The 14,904-nt window shown below is 70.4% G+C and carries 13 protein-coding genes; 2 read left to right on the top strand and 11 right to left on the bottom strand.

From position 1 onward, the window contains the following. Positions 1–182: 182 nt before the first annotated feature. The 5 genes from ACWCRD_RS41880 to ACWCRD_RS41860 all read right to left on the bottom strand — a co-directional run bounded on the left by ACWCRD_RS41880 (position 183) and on the right by ACWCRD_RS41860 (position 4,922). Positions 183–419 carry a DUF6213 family protein gene (locus ACWCRD_RS41880; RefSeq protein ID WP_123963615.1) on the bottom strand — a complete coding sequence of 79 codons (237 nt, stop codon included), beginning with the start codon at positions 417–419 and terminating at the stop codon, positions 183–185. A 25-nt stretch (positions 420–444) separates the two neighbouring features. After that, positions 445–1,839, bottom strand: coding sequence for an NADP-dependent succinic semialdehyde dehydrogenase (locus tag ACWCRD_RS41875; RefSeq protein ID WP_450970919.1), 1,395 nt, complete (start codon positions 1,837–1,839; stop codon positions 445–447). Positions 1,840–1,917: 78 nt separating this feature from the next. After that, positions 1,918–2,394 carry an NUDIX domain-containing protein gene (locus ACWCRD_RS41870; RefSeq protein WP_450970918.1) on the bottom strand — a complete coding sequence of 159 codons (477 nt, stop codon included), beginning with the start codon at positions 2,392–2,394 and terminating at the stop codon, positions 1,918–1,920. Then, positions 2,391–3,929 (bottom strand): ATP-dependent DNA ligase, encoded by a 1,539-nt coding sequence (locus ACWCRD_RS41865; RefSeq protein WP_450970917.1) that lies wholly within the window; start codon positions 3,927–3,929, stop codon positions 2,391–2,393. The genes ACWCRD_RS41870 and ACWCRD_RS41865 overlap by 4 nt, the downstream gene beginning before the upstream one ends. Positions 3,930–3,980: 51 nt before the next feature. Beyond that, positions 3,981–4,922 carry an NAD(P)/FAD-dependent oxidoreductase gene (locus ACWCRD_RS41860; RefSeq protein ID WP_450970916.1) on the bottom strand — a complete coding sequence of 314 codons (942 nt, stop codon included), beginning with the start codon at positions 4,920–4,922 and terminating at the stop codon, positions 3,981–3,983. Between the two features lie 80 nt (positions 4,923–5,002). On the opposite strand from ACWCRD_RS41860, the gene ACWCRD_RS41855 reads away from it, so the two are divergent. Further along, the gene (locus tag ACWCRD_RS41855) at positions 5,003–5,584 is read left to right on the top strand and encodes a helix-turn-helix domain-containing protein (protein WP_450970915.1); all 582 of its coding nucleotides are present in this window, start codon (positions 5,003–5,005) and stop codon (positions 5,582–5,584) included. Positions 5,585–5,693: 109 nt separating this feature from the next. Next, the gene (locus ACWCRD_RS41850) at positions 5,694–6,473 is read left to right on the top strand and encodes a hypothetical protein (RefSeq protein ID WP_450970914.1); all 780 of its coding nucleotides are present in this window, start codon (positions 5,694–5,696) and stop codon (positions 6,471–6,473) included. 9 nt (positions 6,474–6,482) lie between these two features. Here the strand turns inward: ACWCRD_RS41850 and ACWCRD_RS41845 are convergent, their stop codons facing one another. The 6 genes from ACWCRD_RS41845 to ACWCRD_RS41820 form a co-directional block, all read right to left on the bottom strand. After that, on the bottom strand, positions 6,483–7,457 hold the full coding sequence (locus ACWCRD_RS41845) for a hypothetical protein (RefSeq protein ID WP_450970913.1): 975 nt from the start codon (positions 7,455–7,457) through the stop codon (positions 6,483–6,485). A gap of 113 nt (positions 7,458–7,570) precedes the next feature. After that, positions 7,571–9,376 (bottom strand): RICIN domain-containing protein, encoded by a 1,806-nt coding sequence (locus ACWCRD_RS41840; RefSeq protein ID WP_450970912.1) that lies wholly within the window; start codon positions 9,374–9,376, stop codon positions 7,571–7,573. 19 nt (positions 9,377–9,395) lie between these two features. Further along, positions 9,396–11,546, bottom strand: a complete 2,151-nt coding sequence (locus ACWCRD_RS41835; protein WP_450970911.1) for a beta-galactosidase — start codon at positions 11,544–11,546, stop codon at positions 9,396–9,398. A gap of 37 nt (positions 11,547–11,583) precedes the next feature. Next, positions 11,584–12,519: a carbohydrate ABC transporter permease gene (locus ACWCRD_RS41830; RefSeq protein ID WP_450970910.1), complete on the bottom strand. Its 936-nt coding sequence runs from the start codon at positions 12,517–12,519 to the stop codon at positions 11,584–11,586. Next, complete coding sequence (locus tag ACWCRD_RS41825) at positions 12,516–13,340, bottom strand: carbohydrate ABC transporter permease (RefSeq protein WP_450970921.1); 825 nt, start codon at positions 13,338–13,340, stop codon at positions 12,516–12,518. The genes ACWCRD_RS41830 and ACWCRD_RS41825 overlap by 4 nt, the downstream gene beginning before the upstream one ends. A gap of 91 nt (positions 13,341–13,431) precedes the next feature. Beyond that, positions 13,432–14,820 carry an ABC transporter substrate-binding protein gene (locus tag ACWCRD_RS41820; RefSeq protein WP_450970909.1) on the bottom strand — a complete coding sequence of 463 codons (1,389 nt, stop codon included), beginning with the start codon at positions 14,818–14,820 and terminating at the stop codon, positions 13,432–13,434. Between the last annotated feature and the right edge of the window lie 84 nt (positions 14,821–14,904).

Raw genomic sequence — 14,904 nt, 5'->3', positions numbered from 1 at the left:
CAGGCCCGGCCCTTCAAGTGGAGCAAGACCGCAGACCAGATCATTGACCGCATCTGCCGCTACTGCGACAGGATCTCCGGACCGGCTCACTAGAAGGGGCGCGGGGCTGTATCAATTTGCGGCTCCGCCGCGTGGGCGCGAGCAACCACATTCGGCCCGCAGACGGCGTCAAACCGCACCCCCTACGGCGCACTCCCGCTGCTATGAGCAATACACGCCACATCAATCCGATCGGCCAGCTTCGCCAGCTCAATGGTCAACGCAGCCACCGTGTCCTCATCGAGCCCCGCCTCCCCGGCCTCGACGAGGTGCAGCCATCGTCCACCCACCGTCCGCAACAACTTGCTCACATCGGCCGCAGCCACCTGCAAGGTCCCGCGGTCATCGACGATCAGAGGCAGAGTCACTTCGCGGTTCACAACCGGGATGTTAGCCGCGCAGCACTCACGCACCGTGCCAAACCGTCGTGATGTTGCAGAACTCCCGGATTCCGTGCCCGGACAGCTCACGCCCGTAACCGGACCGCTTGACCCCGCCGAACGGGAACGCCGGGTGGGAGGCGGTCATCCCGTTGACGTACACGGCGCCCGCCTCCAGGTCCCGTACGAAGCGGTCCACCTCCGCCTCGTCCCGCGTCCATACGTTCGAACTCAGCCCGAACGGCGAGTCGTTGGCGATGAGTACGGCCTCGTCGAGGTCGGACGCGCGATACAGCGTGGCGACGGGTCCGAAGGCCTCCTCGCGGTGGATGCGCATCTCACGGGTGATCCCGGTGAGCACGGTCGGCGGGTAGTACCAGCCGGGCAGCTCGGGCCGGCGCAGCCGATGGCCGCCGCACAGCACCTGTGCCCCGCTCCGCCGCGCGTCCTCGACCAGCTCCTCCAGGTCGTCGCGCCCCTGCTCGCTCGACAGCGGCCCGACGTCCGTGTCCTCCTCCATCGGGTCGCCGACCTTCAGCGCCTTCATGCCCTCGACGAAGCGTTCGGCGAAGCCGTCGTAGACGTCCGTGTGCACGATGAACCGTTTGGCGGCGATGCACGACTGTCCGTTGTTCTGCACGCGCGCGGTGACCGCGATCTGCGCGGCCCGGTCGAGGTCGGCGGACGGCATGACGACGTACGGGTCGCTGCCGCCCAGCTCCAGCACCGTCTTCTTGACCATGTCACCGGCGGTGGACGCGACCGCCCGTCCGGCGGGTTCGCTGCCGGTGAGGGTGGCCGCCTTGACGCGTTCGTCGCGCAGGATGTCGTCGACGGCGCCGGAGCCGATCAGCAGGGTCTGGAAGCAGCCCTCCGGGTAGCCTGCCTGGTGGAACAGGTCCTCCAGGAACAGGGCGGTCTGCGGGACGTTCGAGGCGTGCTTGAGCAGGCCCACGTTGCCCGCCATCAGCGCGGGCGCCGCGAACCGGATCACCTGCCACAGCGGGAAGTTCCACGGCATCACCGCGAGGACGGGACCGAGCGGCCGGTAGCGGACCCGCACGCGGGAGGCGCCCGAGTCCTTGACATCGGACTCCGACGGCTCCTCGTCGGCAAGGAGTTCCTCGGCGTGGTCGGCGTACCAGCGCATCGCCTTGGCGCACTTGGCGGCCTCCGCACGCGCCTGCTTGATCGGCTTGCCCATCTCGGTGGTCATGACGCGGCCGATGTCCTGCTGGATCTCCTCGAGGAGAGCGGCGGCCTTGTTCATGAGGCGGGCGCGTTCGGCGAAGGGCGTCGTCCGGTACGTGCGGAACGTCGCCTCCGCGAGCTGGAGCCGGCGCTCGAGCTCCTCCTCGCCCATGGCCTCGTACGTCTTGAGCGTCTCGCCGTTCGCCGGGTTCACCGTCGCGATGGGCATGGCTGACCTCCTGGGGGCGGGCTTGGTTCGACCTTCCCGCGCGCTGCCGGGGACCGCAACGCGTGGGCGGCTGTGCGGTTACTTCGATTCCTCCGAGTGCTCCGCAAGCCGGTCGAGAAACGCGGCCTGCGCCTTGACGATCACATCCCGGGCGCGGTCCAGCCCGAACCACTCCACCCGGTCCAGCTCGGGGAACTCCCGGGTCTGCCCGGATCTCGGCGGCCACTCCATCCGGAAGGTGCCGGGGACGATCCTCCCCGGGTCCAGGTCGGCCTCGACCGCCCAGGCGGTGACGGTCTTGCCGCCCGTCTGCCGGACCTCGCCCAGCGCCACCGCCTCCCCGTGGGGCGGCTCAAGGCCCAGCTCCTCCTGGAACTCGCGCCGGGCCGCCTCCCAGGCGGTCTCCTCCTCGGGCTCGTACTCGCCCTTCGGGACGGTCCACGCGCCGGCGTCCCGCTTGGCGAAGAACGGGCCGCCCATGTGGCCGAGCAGGACCTCCAGACCGCCGCCGGTGTGCCGGAACAACAGCAGGCCGGCGCTGTGCCTGCCGCTCATGGCTTCACCTCCGGGTGCGCGGCGAGCAGCGTCTCGACCGTGTCCGCCTCCTCCGGGCGCTTGTCCTCGCGGTAGCGGACCACGCGGGCGAAGCGGAGGGTGACCCCGGCCGGGTAGCGGGTGGACTTCTGCAGGCCGTCGTAGGCGATCTCCACGACGAGTTCGGGGCGTACGGTCACCACATAGCCGTTGGTGCCCGTGGCGAGCTCCTGGAGGCGTTCGGTCTGCCAGGTGAGCATCGCGTCGGTCATGCCCTTGAAGGTCTTGCCGAGCATGGCGAAGGAGCCGTCGGGGTTGCGGGCTCCGAGGTGGAGGTTGGAGAGCTTGCCGGTGCGCCGGCCATGGCCCCACTCGGCGGCGAGCACCACCAGGTCGAGGGTGTGCACGGGCTTGACCTTCAGCCAGGACGCGCCGCGCCGGCCCGCGCTGTAGCCGGCGTCGAGGGCCTTCACGACGACGCCCTCGTGGCCGCGCTCCAGGGTCTCGGCGAGGAAGTCCTCGGCCGCGCTCACGTCCTGCGGCCCGGAGACCAGGGCGCGCCGTACCCGCATCGGCCCGGGGACCAGCCGGGCCAGTTCGGCGTGCCGTTCGGCGAAGGGCAGGTCGAGCAGGTCGCGGTCGTCGACGGACAGCGCGTCGAAGAAGACGGGGGAGACGGGGACGGTCTCGGCGGCCGTCGCCACGTCCACACGGGAGCCGACCCGCCCGGCCGTCTCCTGGAAGGACCGGGGCCGCCCGTCCGCCCCGAAGGAGATCACCTCGCCGTCCAGGATGAACCGGCCGACCTTCAACTCCAGTGCTGCGGCGGTGAGTTCGGGCAGGCGGTCGGTGATGTCGTCGAGGGTGCGGGTGTAGATCCGCACGCTCTCGCCGTCCCGGTGGACCTGCACCCGGATGCCGTCCAGCTTCTCCTCGACCGCGCACGCGCCGAGCTTGTCGACCGCCTCGGCCACCGAGGAGGCGCTGTGCGCCAGCATCGGCAGGACCGGGCGGCCGACCGTGAGGCGGAAGCGGTCCAGGGCCGCCGGGCCCTCGGTGAGCAGCGCCTGCGCCACCGTCTGCAGGGAGCCCGCGAGCATCACCGCCCGGCGTACGTCCGCGGGCGGCGCCTCGGTGGCCTGCGCCAGGCCCTCCACGGCGACGGCGTCCAGGGCGCCCTGGCGCACCTCACCGGTGAGCAGCCCGAGCAGGAACCGCTGCTCGTCCTCGGTGGCCGCACCCATCAACTCGCCGACCAGGCGGGTCCGTTCGGCCTGCGAGCCGGTGCCCGAGACCCTGCCCAGCTCGCCGAGGAGGGCGTCGACCTCCCGCACGGTGAGCGTGGGTTCGGCGGCCGGGGCGACAGGGCGGCTGAGCACCTTCCAGCCGACGCCGAGCCGCCCCTGCGGCAGCCGTCCCGCCAGATACGGAATCACGACCGGCACGTCGTCCGCCTCGGCGCCCCGGAACAGCTCGGCGAGCAGAGCGATCTTCCGCGACCGTGCCGAGGTGGCGGCGACCTCCTGGGAGACTTGGGCGAGGCGGGCGAGCAGCATGCAGCCATTTTCCAGCGGAGGCGGGCGCTCCACACCCGGACGACGGCGGTTCTATGCCGGTACGGCCGCGTCGAGGTCGGTCATCAGCAGCTCACCGTTGATGAAGGCCCCCGCCCGGTAGCCGCCCGCCGCCGCGTTCACGACCTGCTCGGCGAAGCCCATCGCGTTGCCCGCCGCCCAGACGCCCGGCACGGACGTGAGCCCGGTCGGGTCGACAACCGGGTACGCGCCGAAGGGGGTCTCCTGGAGTTCGGCTCCCAACCGCGCCAGCAGGCCGGTTTGCGGTACCGCCCGGGGTGCGGTGAAGACGACCTCGCGGGCGTGCGTCGTACCGTCCGCGAGGCGTACTCCGGTGAGCCGGTCGTCCTCCACCACCAGCTCCGCGACCTCGCCCGGCACCACCTTCACCCCTGCCGCCGCGAGCCTGCGCAGATCGTCGTCCGAGAGCTCCTCCTCAGTGACGGTGTGCAGGAAGAGCGTCACGTCCTTCGACCACTGGGACACCATCAGGGCCTGGTGGACGCTCAGCGGGGTCGTGGCCAGTACGCCGAAGGCCTGGTCGCGGACCTCCCAGCCGTGGCAGTACGGGCAGTGCAGCACGTCCCGGCCGAAGCGCTCGGCCACGCCGGGCACCGCCGGCAACTCGTCCCGCAGGCCCGTCGCGATCACCAGCCGCCGGGCGCGCACGGTCCGCCCGCTCGCGAGGGCGACCGCGAATTCCTCGCCCCTGGTGACGTCCACGGCCCGGTCGCGGACCAGTTCCACGCCGTACCGTGCGATCTCCTCCCGGCCGATCGCCAGGAACTCGGCGGGTGGCATGCCGTCCCGCGACAGATACCCCTGCATATGGGCTGCGGGCGCGTTGCGCGGCTCGCCCGCGTCGACGACGAGCGTGCGGCGCCGGGCCCGGCCCAGGACCAGCGCGGCGGAGAGCCCGGCCGCGCCCCCTCCGACGACGATCACTTCGTACTGCTCGCTGTGCTTCTCGGTCATGGAAGACCACCTCCACGCCCGACGGTCGCCCCACGGCTGCCGCATTGACAAACCTGTTTGCCGAAACTGCAATGTCGTCCATGAATGACGACGACACGGACGAGGTCCTCGCGGAGGTCGGGCCCCGGCTGCGCCGGATCCGCAAGGAGCGGGGTGCCACGCTCGCCGGGCTGTCGGCGGCGACCGGGATCTCGGTCAGCACGCTGTCCCGGCTGGAGTCCGGACTGCGCAGGCCGAGCCTGGAGCTGCTGCTGCCGATCGCGCGGGCGCACCAGGTGCCGCTGGACGAGCTGGTCGGCGCACCGCCTGCAGGGGACCCGCGGGTACGCGGCAAGCCCCTGATGCTGCACGGCCGCACCTTCTGGCCGCTCACCCGGCAGCCCGGCGGCCTCCAGGCCTTCAAGGTGCTGGTACCGCAGGGCACGGAGGAGCCCGAACCGCGCACCCATGAGGGCTACGAGTGGCTGTACGTGCTGTCCGGTCGGCTGCGGGTGGTGCTGGGCGAGCACGACGTCGTCATGGCGGCGGGCGAGGCGGCCGAGTTCGACACCCGGGTGCCGCACTGGTTCGGGTCGACGGGGGAGGGACCGGTGGAGTTCCTGAGCCTGTTCGGGCCGCAGGGGGAGCGGATGCATGTACGGGCCCGGCCGAAGCGGTCCTGACGCCGGGGCTGATACGCCAACTCGGCGCAGCCGCCCAGCTGTTGGACGTTCCCCTTCTCGGCAGGCCCGGCCTATGTGACTGCTGTGACGGGTGTTGCACACTGAGCCCATGACACGCCTGAGGAAGATCGCCGCCGCGCTGTCGGCCGCATCGGCCGCGCTGCTCGCGACACCCCCCACCGCCTCCGCCGCCCCCGCCCCGCACAAGGCCTTCTTCAAGGAGGACTTCGACCGTCTTCCCCTCGGGCCGGTCACCGCGGGCCGCGGCTGGACCGCCGACACCTCCAACGGTTCGCTGACCGTCGAGCCCGGCGCCACCGGCCACGGGCACGAACTGCGGCTCCACACGGAAGGCAACGGCCGTGCCTTCCTCGCCCTGTCCGATCTCGCACCCGCCGGCAACAGCTTCTGGGCCAGGCTGCGACTGCGTGTGGACCGCCTCCCCACGGCTCCCGACTGGGCGCACTGGACCCTCGCGGAAGCCTCCGGTTCCGACGCCCCCACGCTGGTGAGGCCGTTGGGCGGCCAGTACGTTCCCACCTCGAAAGGCAACTTCTGGGGGGTCGGCTCCGATCTGGGCCCCACCGGGGACTGGACCGCCTGGAAGACCTCCGCTCCCGCCACGGCCGGTGCCTGGCAGTGCGTCGAATTCCACCTCGACGCGACCGACAACCGCGTCACCGTCTACCTGGACGGCGCGGAGCAGCCCGATTTGACGGTGTCGACGAAGCAACACGGCGGCACAGCGGACGACTTCGTCTTCCCGCACATCGACAAGCTCAAGCTGGGCTGGCAGTTGTACCAGGCCGACCCCACGCCCTCCTCGTACGACATGCGCATGGACGACGTGGCGCTGAGCAGCGAGCGGGTCGGCGGGTGCGGCTCATGACCGACCGGCTCACGGCAGCCCGATGAGCGCGATGCCCTCCGCCTGCGCGACGGCGAGCCGGGTGCCGTCGGGGTGGAGGGCGGCGACGGGCGTGGGCACGCGGCGGCCGCCGAAGCAGGTGGGCTTGACGGGGACGCGGACCTCGGGCCACTCCGCGACGATCCGTCCGGTCGCCGTGTCGACCAGTCGCGGGTGGCCGTGCAGAGACAGGACCTGATCGCCCCGGGGCAGGAGCAGCACACCGGGGTCGGCCTCGAGGACGGGGCTGCGGTGCAGCCAGTGGCCTTGGGACAGCGACCACACGCCGAGGTGGCGCGGCGGCAGCGCAAGCTTCTCCTCCTCCTCGTCGTACCACTCCTCCGCCCCCGTCGCCAGGACCAGCCGGTCGGCGTCGAGCCAGCAACCGGCCGTCACCTCTCCGCCCATGACGGCCATGGCCGGCAGCACGCCCTCGCCGTCCAGGGTGTTCGGGTCGGTGAGGGCGAGCGCGGTGTCGAAGACGACGGCGAACCCGAAGGGCTGCCAGATCCAGCCGACCGAGAGCAGGTGGCGGCCGTCCGGGCTCAGGCTCAGCCTGGAGTGGAAGAAGTCCTCCGGCTCACGGCTGCCGGCGGTCAGCCGCTCGCCGCTCGCCGCGTCCTCGATCTGGAGCACGTTGTACTCCTCGGGGCAGTGCACGACGACCTCCCGCCCGTCACCCAACCTGCCCAGGGCGAGCGGGTAGTCGTAGGACGGAGCACGGTAGTAGCTGCGGTTCAGCTCCCGCACGACCCGCTCCCCTTCGAGCAACGCCCCCTTGGTACCGCGCTCCTGGTACACCGCGGAATACGGCCCCGAGGCCGAACCGGTCCCGGCGTCGAACGGAAAGCTCCATGCGAAGGGCGACCTGTGTTCCACCCCGTCGCGATCCCACCGCCGTCCGCCGCCGGTCCACGAGACCAGTTCGTCGCCCTGCCACACCAGCGACTTCGGCGCCGAAGTCACCGCTACCGACTCCACGGTCACCGCTGACCACCCCCCCAACTCGGCCCCCCTGATCAGGCCTTCAGCCGGAATCTACGGGACTCCGTGGGCCGGGCGGCAGCCGACCGTCTGCATCACTTCACGAGCCTCCAGTCCTGCGACCCGTCCCCCGCCGCGTTCTGCAGGGTCAACGGGGCCCCGGTGGACGCGCCCGTCAGGTACAGGCCGGCGTTCCTGACCGACTGCAGCTTGTAGTAGCCGTCGGCGGTCCTGACGAGGTTCCAGCTGCCCGTAGGGCTGTTGTCGACCCACTGGCCGATGCGTTGGCCAACCGTGGCGTTTCCGGTCCAGATGGCCGCCGCACGGCCGCCCGACTTGTTCAGCAGGGTCACGCCGCCCTTGGGCTCGGTCACCACATGCCAGTACTGGGTGTCCGGGTTCGCCGCCGATCCGGCGTCCTCCAGGACGATGTCGGGGACGTCGCCGTTGCCGAGGTTCGCGTCGTTGGTCCTGTTCCCCGTGCCGATCACCTGGCCGGTCCTGCGGTTGACCAGCTGGTAGTAGGCGCCGTCGGAGTGGCCGAGGTCGACCTCGGCGTACGCGAGCGTCGAGGTGCCCTGGTTGTCGAGGATCGCGATGCGGCCGGTGCCCTCGACATACTGCAGGTTGCGGCTGTAGGCGGCCGGCGAGGTCGTCTGGTACTCCTTCCACACACCGTCGCTGCGCCCGGTCTCATTCACCCAGACGTCGCCGCTGCCGGCGGCGTTGTACACCAGGCGCCCGTCAGGGAGCGCGATGACGACCGGACTGCCGCCCGTCGCGAGCGGCCGCGAACCCGCCACCACCGGGAGCAAGTCGACCCCCATACCGGTGGCGGAACCGCGGAAGAACTTCAGCGGGTCGTCCGCGATCTTGTATCTGACGTCGGTCCCGCCACCCCAGTACTCGAAGGTCAGCAGCCATTTGCCGTCCGTCGTACGGACGACGTTCGTCATGCCGGGCCGGCCGCCCCCGATCTCCGACTTGCCGCTCCCCATGTCCTGGGTCGGACCGGCGACGTCGACGACGGGGGCGCTCCACTTCTCGCTGCTCCCGTCCCAGGTCCTGTGGACGAGAATCTGGCCGTGCGAGTCCGTGGCGGTGCCGTTCGCCGGGTCGAGGGCCGGGACACCGGTGGCCGGGTCAAAACCGGTGTAGTCGTTCTCGTCGGAGTAGTAGCAGACGAGTTTGCCCCTGTAGACCATCAGGTACGGCTCCCAGAGGGGGTCCACCTGCTTGTACGTGTTCGCGCTCGCGACGTTCTGTCCGATCGCGCCGGCGCTGCCGCCCTGCCAGCCACCGGCCGCGATGACATTGGCGACCTTCCACGTCACGCCTTCGTCGGTGCTGGAATACAGGGCGATCGACAGGTCACTGCGGTCCCCGTCGTTGGACGGCGTCCAGTTCGGGTCGGCCGCCTTGTGCTCCTTGTAGTACTGGTCGTCGCCCGAGACGACACTCGCCAGGAGCAGTGTGCCCGCCTTCAGCTTGCCGACGCGCTGCGGAAGCACGTACAGATACGGGTTCGTCCAGTTGCTGGTGTACTTCGCGTACCGGGGATCCTTGGACAGATACGCCGGGGCCTTGACCTGCGACAGCGGCTGCCACGTCGTTCCGTGGTCGTCGCTCTTGTAGACCGGGAGGGTCTGCCCGTCGGCGCTGCCCGTCGTCGGCACGACGGTGGACTTTTCGAACGCCGCGACCAGACGTCCGCTCGGCAGCTGCGCCGACTTGGGGTAGATGGCGCAGTTGCCCCGCCCCTTCAGGCACGGCTCGCTGCCCAGCTGGTACAGGATCCCGCCCGTCGGGTCGTACGCCTGCGCGCTCGTCATGGGGATCGCGAGCAGCGCGGACGCCGCGGTGAGGGTGCCCAGTGCTCTGGCGGCTCTTCTTCTCTGCATGGCCTCTCCTAGGGGGTGCTCACGAACGGGTGGGGCCGGTGTCGGTCCGGACGAGGACGCGTACGTCCCACGGGCCGAGCTCAAGTGCCGTGCCCGCAGGGACGGTTGTGCCGTCGAGGGCGTCGGACAGGTTCACCGGCGCAGCCACGCTCGCGGGCTCCCAGCTCCAGTTGTGGACGATGTGGACGTGGCGCCCGTCCGGTGCGGTGCCGGTCGTCGCGGTGACCGAGGTCGGCAGGTCCCGCCAGCCGTGGCGGGCCGACGGCGCCAGCCACTCGGCCAGCGCCCGGGCGAGGTCCCTGCCGGGCACCGTGCCGACATGGGTGACCTGACCGGCGCCGTGGCGGCGCGTGGTGACCGCGGGCCAGCGGCCGAAGTGCGGGTGGTCGTAGGTGACGAGCACGTCGGCGTCGGCGACGGTCAGGCCGTCCGCCCACTTCGTCGCCGTAGCGCCCTCGGGGAGGCGGAGGGGGCTGTCCGGTGCGGACCGCACGGGTATGTCCCGTGCCAGGTTGCTGAACTCGTCGTAGCTGACGCCCGCGGCGCCGGTGAGACGGCCGGGGGCCGGTTCGGTGCGGGCCCGGGCTTCATGGTCGGCGTAGCCGGTGCGCGGGCCCAGGACCAGGTGGCCGCCCGCGCGGGCGTAGTCCGCGAACCAGTCGAGCGTCTCGTCGTGGGCGAGGTAGAGCGCCGGGACGACGAGGACGGGGTGACGTTGGACGGCCTCCAGCGGGGTCATGCCCTCCCGTTCGCCGCTCGGGTCGTGCAGTTGGCGGGCGTGCACGATGCGGACCTGCCGGCCGGCGTCGAAGGCGCCGCGGTAGAAGGGGTCGAAGATGCGGTGATAGGCGGCCGGGTCCGGTTCGCCGTCGGGCCTGGCCAGCGGCGGGTACTTCTGCATCAGCCACTTGCTCGGCGTCGAGTACACCATCGTGATGTCGGCGTCCGGTTCGAGCCCGGCGACGAGCGCGCCCGCGGTCTCGAACTCCCCGCCCAGACGGGCGAGTTCGGCGTACGTGCGGCCGGGCCGGCCGGTGTGCGGGAGGATGCCGCCCCAGTAGGTCTCGGCGCCGAAGTGCAGGGTGTGCCAGTGCCAGTACTCGATCATGCGGGCGCCGCGCGCGACCAGAGCCCAGGCGGCCTGGCGCCACTGCCCGTCGTAGGCGGGCCGGTTGTCCCAGGAGAAGCCGATGGAGCCGGCGTTCGTCTCGGTGACCAGGAACGGCTCCTGCCGGGAGGAGAACATCCAGTCGGCGGTCTGGTACAGCGCCCACACGCCGGTGGTCTTCCAGAGCTGCTCATGGCCGTCCGGCGTGGGGTCGGGCAGCAGCAGGCCGTCCTGCATGTCGTAGTACGGGTTGCCGGAGGCGATGTCGAGGCGGTCGGTGAGCTCGTCGTCCTCCACCGCCGGGCGGGTGTAGGAGATGCAGGTGGTGACGAAGTGGTCGGGACGGGCGTACTCGCGCACGATGTCCGCCTGCCAGCCGATGAACTCGGTGACCTGGCGGGCCTGGAACGCGCGCCAGGCCACGTCGTACTGCGGCTGCGCGTTGCCGTCCGGGGTCCACAGGTCCGCCCAGGTGGACAACCGGTGCGACCAGTACACCAGGCCCCACTCGCGGTTGAGGGTCTCCACGTCGCCGTACGTCTCGCGCAGATGGTCGACGAAGCGCTGGAAGACACCGTGGTTGTGGAAGAGCTCCAGGCCCGGCTCGTTGTCGACCTGGACGCCGATCACCGCCGGGTGGTCGGCGTAGCGGGCGACGATACGGCGGATCACGCGCTCGGCGTGGAAGCGGAAGGCGGGGTGGGTGAAGTCGACCTCCTGCCGGGCGCCCCAGCCGATGCGCTCACCGGTGTGCCGCTCGCCGGTGATCTCGGGGTACTGGCGGGCCAGCCACGGCGGCACCGCGTAGGTCGGGGTGCCGAGGACGACGGAGATGCCGCGGTCGTGGGCGCCGTCCAGCACCGGTTGCAGCCAGTCGAGGTCGAAGCGGCCGTTGTCCGGCTCCCAGGTCGACCAGACCGACTCGCCGACGCGGATGACGCTGACATGGGCGTCGACCATCAGGTCGAGGTCCGTCTTGAGGCGTTCGGCGGGGCGTTCGTACGGCTGGTACTCGTGGTAGTACGCGGCACCGAACAGGACACGGGCAGGCAGAGCCGCCATGAAGGAAAACCTCCGGGGGAAGGGAAGAGGGGGTGGGCTACTGCTTGACGCCGCCGGTGGCCAGGCCGCTCTGCCAGTACCGCTGGAGCATCAGGAAGGCCACCACGAGGGGGATGATCGAGAGCAGCGAGCCGGTGACGACGAGCGCGAGCATGTCGCTGCTGGCGCCCGCCCCGCCGTTCTGGGCCTGCGCGGCCCAGGAGGCGAGGCCCACCGTGATCGGGTACAGCTTCGGGTCGTTGAGCATGATCAGCGGCAGGAAGTAGTTGTTCCAGGTCGCCACCAGGGTGAACAGCAGCACCGTCACCAGACCCGGCCCCAGCAGCCGCAGCGCGATCCGGAAGAAGATCCGCGCCTCGCCGGCCCCGTCGATGCGGGCGGCCTCCAGGATGCTGTCCGGGACGGCGTCGGCCGCGTAGATGCGCATCAGATAGAGGCCGAAGGGGTTGACCAGGGACGGCAGGATGACCGCCCAGGGGGTGTTGACCAGGCCCGCCTTCGCGAAGAGCAGATACGTGGGGATGGCCAGCGCGGTGGTCGGGACCATGACGGCGCCCAGGACCAGGTTGAAGGCGAGACGGTCGCCGCGGAAGCGGAACTTGGCGAACCCGTAGCCGCCTGCGGCTGCGAGCAGCGCGGCGCCGAGCGCGCTGACCACGGCGTACATGACCGTGTTGAGCAGCCAGTCCACGAAGACGCCGTCGTCCTGGGTGAACGTCGCCTTGATGTTCGTCAGCAGCTGCGGGGCGTGCGAGAACCACAGGCCGAAGCTGTTGAAGAGGTCCTGGGTGTTCTTCGTCGAGGCGATGAGCAGCCAGAACAGGGGGAGGAGGAAGTAGGCGAGGGCGGCCAGCATGGCGATGGTCAGGGGAGTGCTGCGACGGGCCCTCGGCCCGCGCCTCTTCGACCTCACCGGGGGAGGTGGTCCGGCCGCCGTCACGACGGTGTCGGGGGGAGTGGTGGTCGTGATCATGGGGTCCTCCTGCGGTTCGCGGTGAGCAGGACGGCGTAGGAGGCGATCACGATGACGAGGCCGAGGAGGAAGGACACCGTGGCCGCGTAGTTGACCTGCTGGCCGGTGAAGGCGAGGGAGTAGGCGTAGAGGTTGGCGGTGTAGGAGCTGGAGATGACGTCCGGGGCGATGCTCATCAGCAGCTTCGGCTCGTTGAACAGCTGGAAGCTGCCGATGACGGAGAACAGCAGGGTGAGCAGCAAGGCCGGCCGCAGCGCGGGCAGTTTGACGGACCAGGCGATGCGCCAGGCACCCGCTCCGTCCATCGCGGCCGCCTCGTACAGCTCCTGAGGGATCGTACGCAGCGCGGCGTACAGGATGATCATGTTGTAGCCGACGAACTCCCAGGTCACGATGTTCGCCAGGCTGCCCAGCATCCAGCCGTCGCTGAGGAAGTGCGGGGCCGGCAGGCTCAGTTTCCGGCTCAGCTGGGCGAACGGCCCGAAGTCCGGCCCGTACAGGTATCCCCACATCAGCGCGGCGACCACGCTCGGGACCGCGTACGGGACGAAGATGCCCAGCCGGATCACCCGCGCCAGCCGCAGCAGCCCGCTGTCGAGCGCCAGCGCGAACACCAGCGCCAGCAGCAGCATCAACGGCACCTGGACGAGGAAGAACAGCGCGACGCGCCCCACGCCGTGCAGCAGTTGGGGATCGCCCAGGGCCTGGACGTAGTTGTCCAGGCCCACGAAGACCGTCCCGCCGATGAGGCGCTGCTGGAACAGACTGAGACAGGCGGCGTAGCCGAGCGGAGCGAGGAAGAGCAGCAGGAACAGCACCATGAACGGGGCGACGAACAGCGGCCCCGAAAGCCGGTGAGCCGAACGGGACTTGCGTCCTGCCTTGCGGGGGGCGGCGGTCGTGGCGCTCACATCAGCCTCCCTTGACCGTGAAGCCCTGGTTCTTGGCGTACGTGGTCAGCCGGGACTGCCAGGTGCCGAGCGCGCGGACGGTGTCGGTGTGGTCGGCGAGGGACTTGCCGACCGTCTCGGTCCAGTCGGTGGCCGCCTGGTCGAGGAACGGCGGCCACTGGAAGGAGGAGTTGACCGTGGTGATGATGTCGGCGAAGACCTGGTTGACCTTCTGGCCGCCGTAGAACGACGGCGCCTCCGACACGAACGACTGGTCCGTGAGCAGGGACTTGGTGGCGGGGAAGAAGAACTGCTCGGTGGCGAACATCTTCGCGCTGGCCGGGTCGCTGTTGAGGAACTTGGCGAACTCGGCCGCGGCGACGGGGTTCTTGGTCGAGCGGATGACGGCGGTGGTGGAGCCGCCCCAGTTGCCCGAGCTGGGCTTGGCGGCGTCCCACTGCGGCAGCGGGGCCGCCCGCCACTTGCCCGCGGTGGCCTTGGCGGAGCCGGAGAGGAAGACCGGGCCCCAGGCGGCGGTGATCCAGGTGGCGTACCTGCCCTTGTTGAGGGCGGCGTACCAGGAGTCGGTGAAGTCGGGCTCGACGCCGATGACCCCTTCCTTCGCCAGGCCGCCCCAGTACGCGCCGAGCTTCTTCGACACGGCGTCGTCGACGCTGATGGTGATGTCGCTCTTGCCGGCGGTCACATAGGGCTTGGCGCCCGCCTGCCAGAGCAGGCCGTGCCAGGCCGCGACCTGGTTGGCGGCGAGATTGGTCAGATAGACGTCCGGGTCCGCCTTGTGCAGCTTGCGCGCGGCGGCCGCGAACTCGTCCCAGGTCCTGGGCACTTCGATGCCGTGCTTGTCGAAGATGTCCTGCCGGTACAGCATGCCCATCGGGCCGGTGTCCTGCGGTATCGCCCAGACCTGCCCCTTCGACCCGCTGACCTGGCCCCAAGTCCAGTCGATGAAGGTGGACTTGAGTGCGGAGGCGCCGTACGGCCGCAGATCCAGCAGGCTGTCGGTGATCGTGAAGGTGGGAATGGCCTGGTACTCGATCTGCACCAGGTCCGGGGCTCCGCTGCCCGCCTTCAGGGCCGTACGCAGCTTGGTGTACTGGGGTGTTCCCTGGCCGGCGTTGACGATCTTGACCTTGACGGCCGGGTACTTCTTCTCGAAGAGCGCGACCTCCTTCGCGATGTTCGGGACCCACGTCCAGAACGTCAGCTGGGTCGGGGTCTTCATGGCCTTGTCGATGTCGGCCTGGCTGACCGGCTTGGCGGACGCGGAGCTGCCGGAGTCGCTGCCGCCACAGGCGGTGAGGGCGGCGCTGAGCGACAGGGCGCCCGTGGCGGTCAGGAACAGCCGACGGCTCATGGCGGACGTGCTGGGTACGGACGTGTTTCTGGGCATGGTGAACTCCCGCCGGTGGCGAAGGTGACGGCACGCCTGGCGAGGGCGTGCGGGGGTGTGGTGGCCGAGGGGGTGTGCGCACGG

Source organism: Streptomyces sp. NPDC002092 (assembly GCF_053593775.1).
Note: the sequence above shows the minus strand (reverse complement) of the source record. Positions and strands in the feature narration are given on the sequence as shown.

What these genes read in the sequence shown, in the direction of transcription:
- ACWCRD_RS41875 (WP_450970919.1), bottom strand. Translation starts at nt 1,839, where the DNA reads ATGCCCATCGCGACGGTGAACCCGGCGAACGGCGAGACGCTCAAGACG.
- ACWCRD_RS41870 (WP_450970918.1), bottom strand. Translation starts at nt 2,394, where the DNA reads ATGAGCGGCAGGCACAGCGCCGGCCTGCTGTTGTTCCGGCACACCGGC.
- ACWCRD_RS41865 (WP_450970917.1), bottom strand. Translation starts at nt 3,929, where the DNA reads ATGCTGCTCGCCCGCCTCGCCCAAGTCTCCCAGGAGGTCGCCGCCACC.
- ACWCRD_RS41860 (WP_450970916.1), bottom strand. Translation starts at nt 4,922, where the DNA reads ATGACCGAGAAGCACAGCGAGCAGTACGAAGTGATCGTCGTCGGAGGG.
- ACWCRD_RS41855 (WP_450970915.1), top strand. Translation starts at nt 5,003, where the DNA reads ATGAATGACGACGACACGGACGAGGTCCTCGCGGAGGTCGGGCCCCGG.
- ACWCRD_RS41850 (WP_450970914.1), top strand. Translation starts at nt 5,694, where the DNA reads ATGACACGCCTGAGGAAGATCGCCGCCGCGCTGTCGGCCGCATCGGCC.
- ACWCRD_RS41840 (WP_450970912.1), bottom strand. Translation starts at nt 9,376, where the DNA reads ATGCAGAGAAGAAGAGCCGCCAGAGCACTGGGCACCCTCACCGCGGCG.
- ACWCRD_RS41835 (WP_450970911.1), bottom strand. Translation starts at nt 11,546, where the DNA reads ATGGCGGCTCTGCCTGCCCGTGTCCTGTTCGGTGCCGCGTACTACCAC.
- ACWCRD_RS41830 (WP_450970910.1), bottom strand. Translation starts at nt 12,519, where the DNA reads ATGATCACGACCACCACTCCCCCCGACACCGTCGTGACGGCGGCCGGA.
- ACWCRD_RS41825 (WP_450970921.1), bottom strand. Translation starts at nt 13,340, where the DNA reads ATGGTGCTGTTCCTGCTGCTCTTCCTCGCTCCGCTCGGCTACGCCGCC.
- ACWCRD_RS41820 (WP_450970909.1), bottom strand. Translation starts at nt 14,820, where the DNA reads ATGCCCAGAAACACGTCCGTACCCAGCACGTCCGCCATGAGCCGTCGG.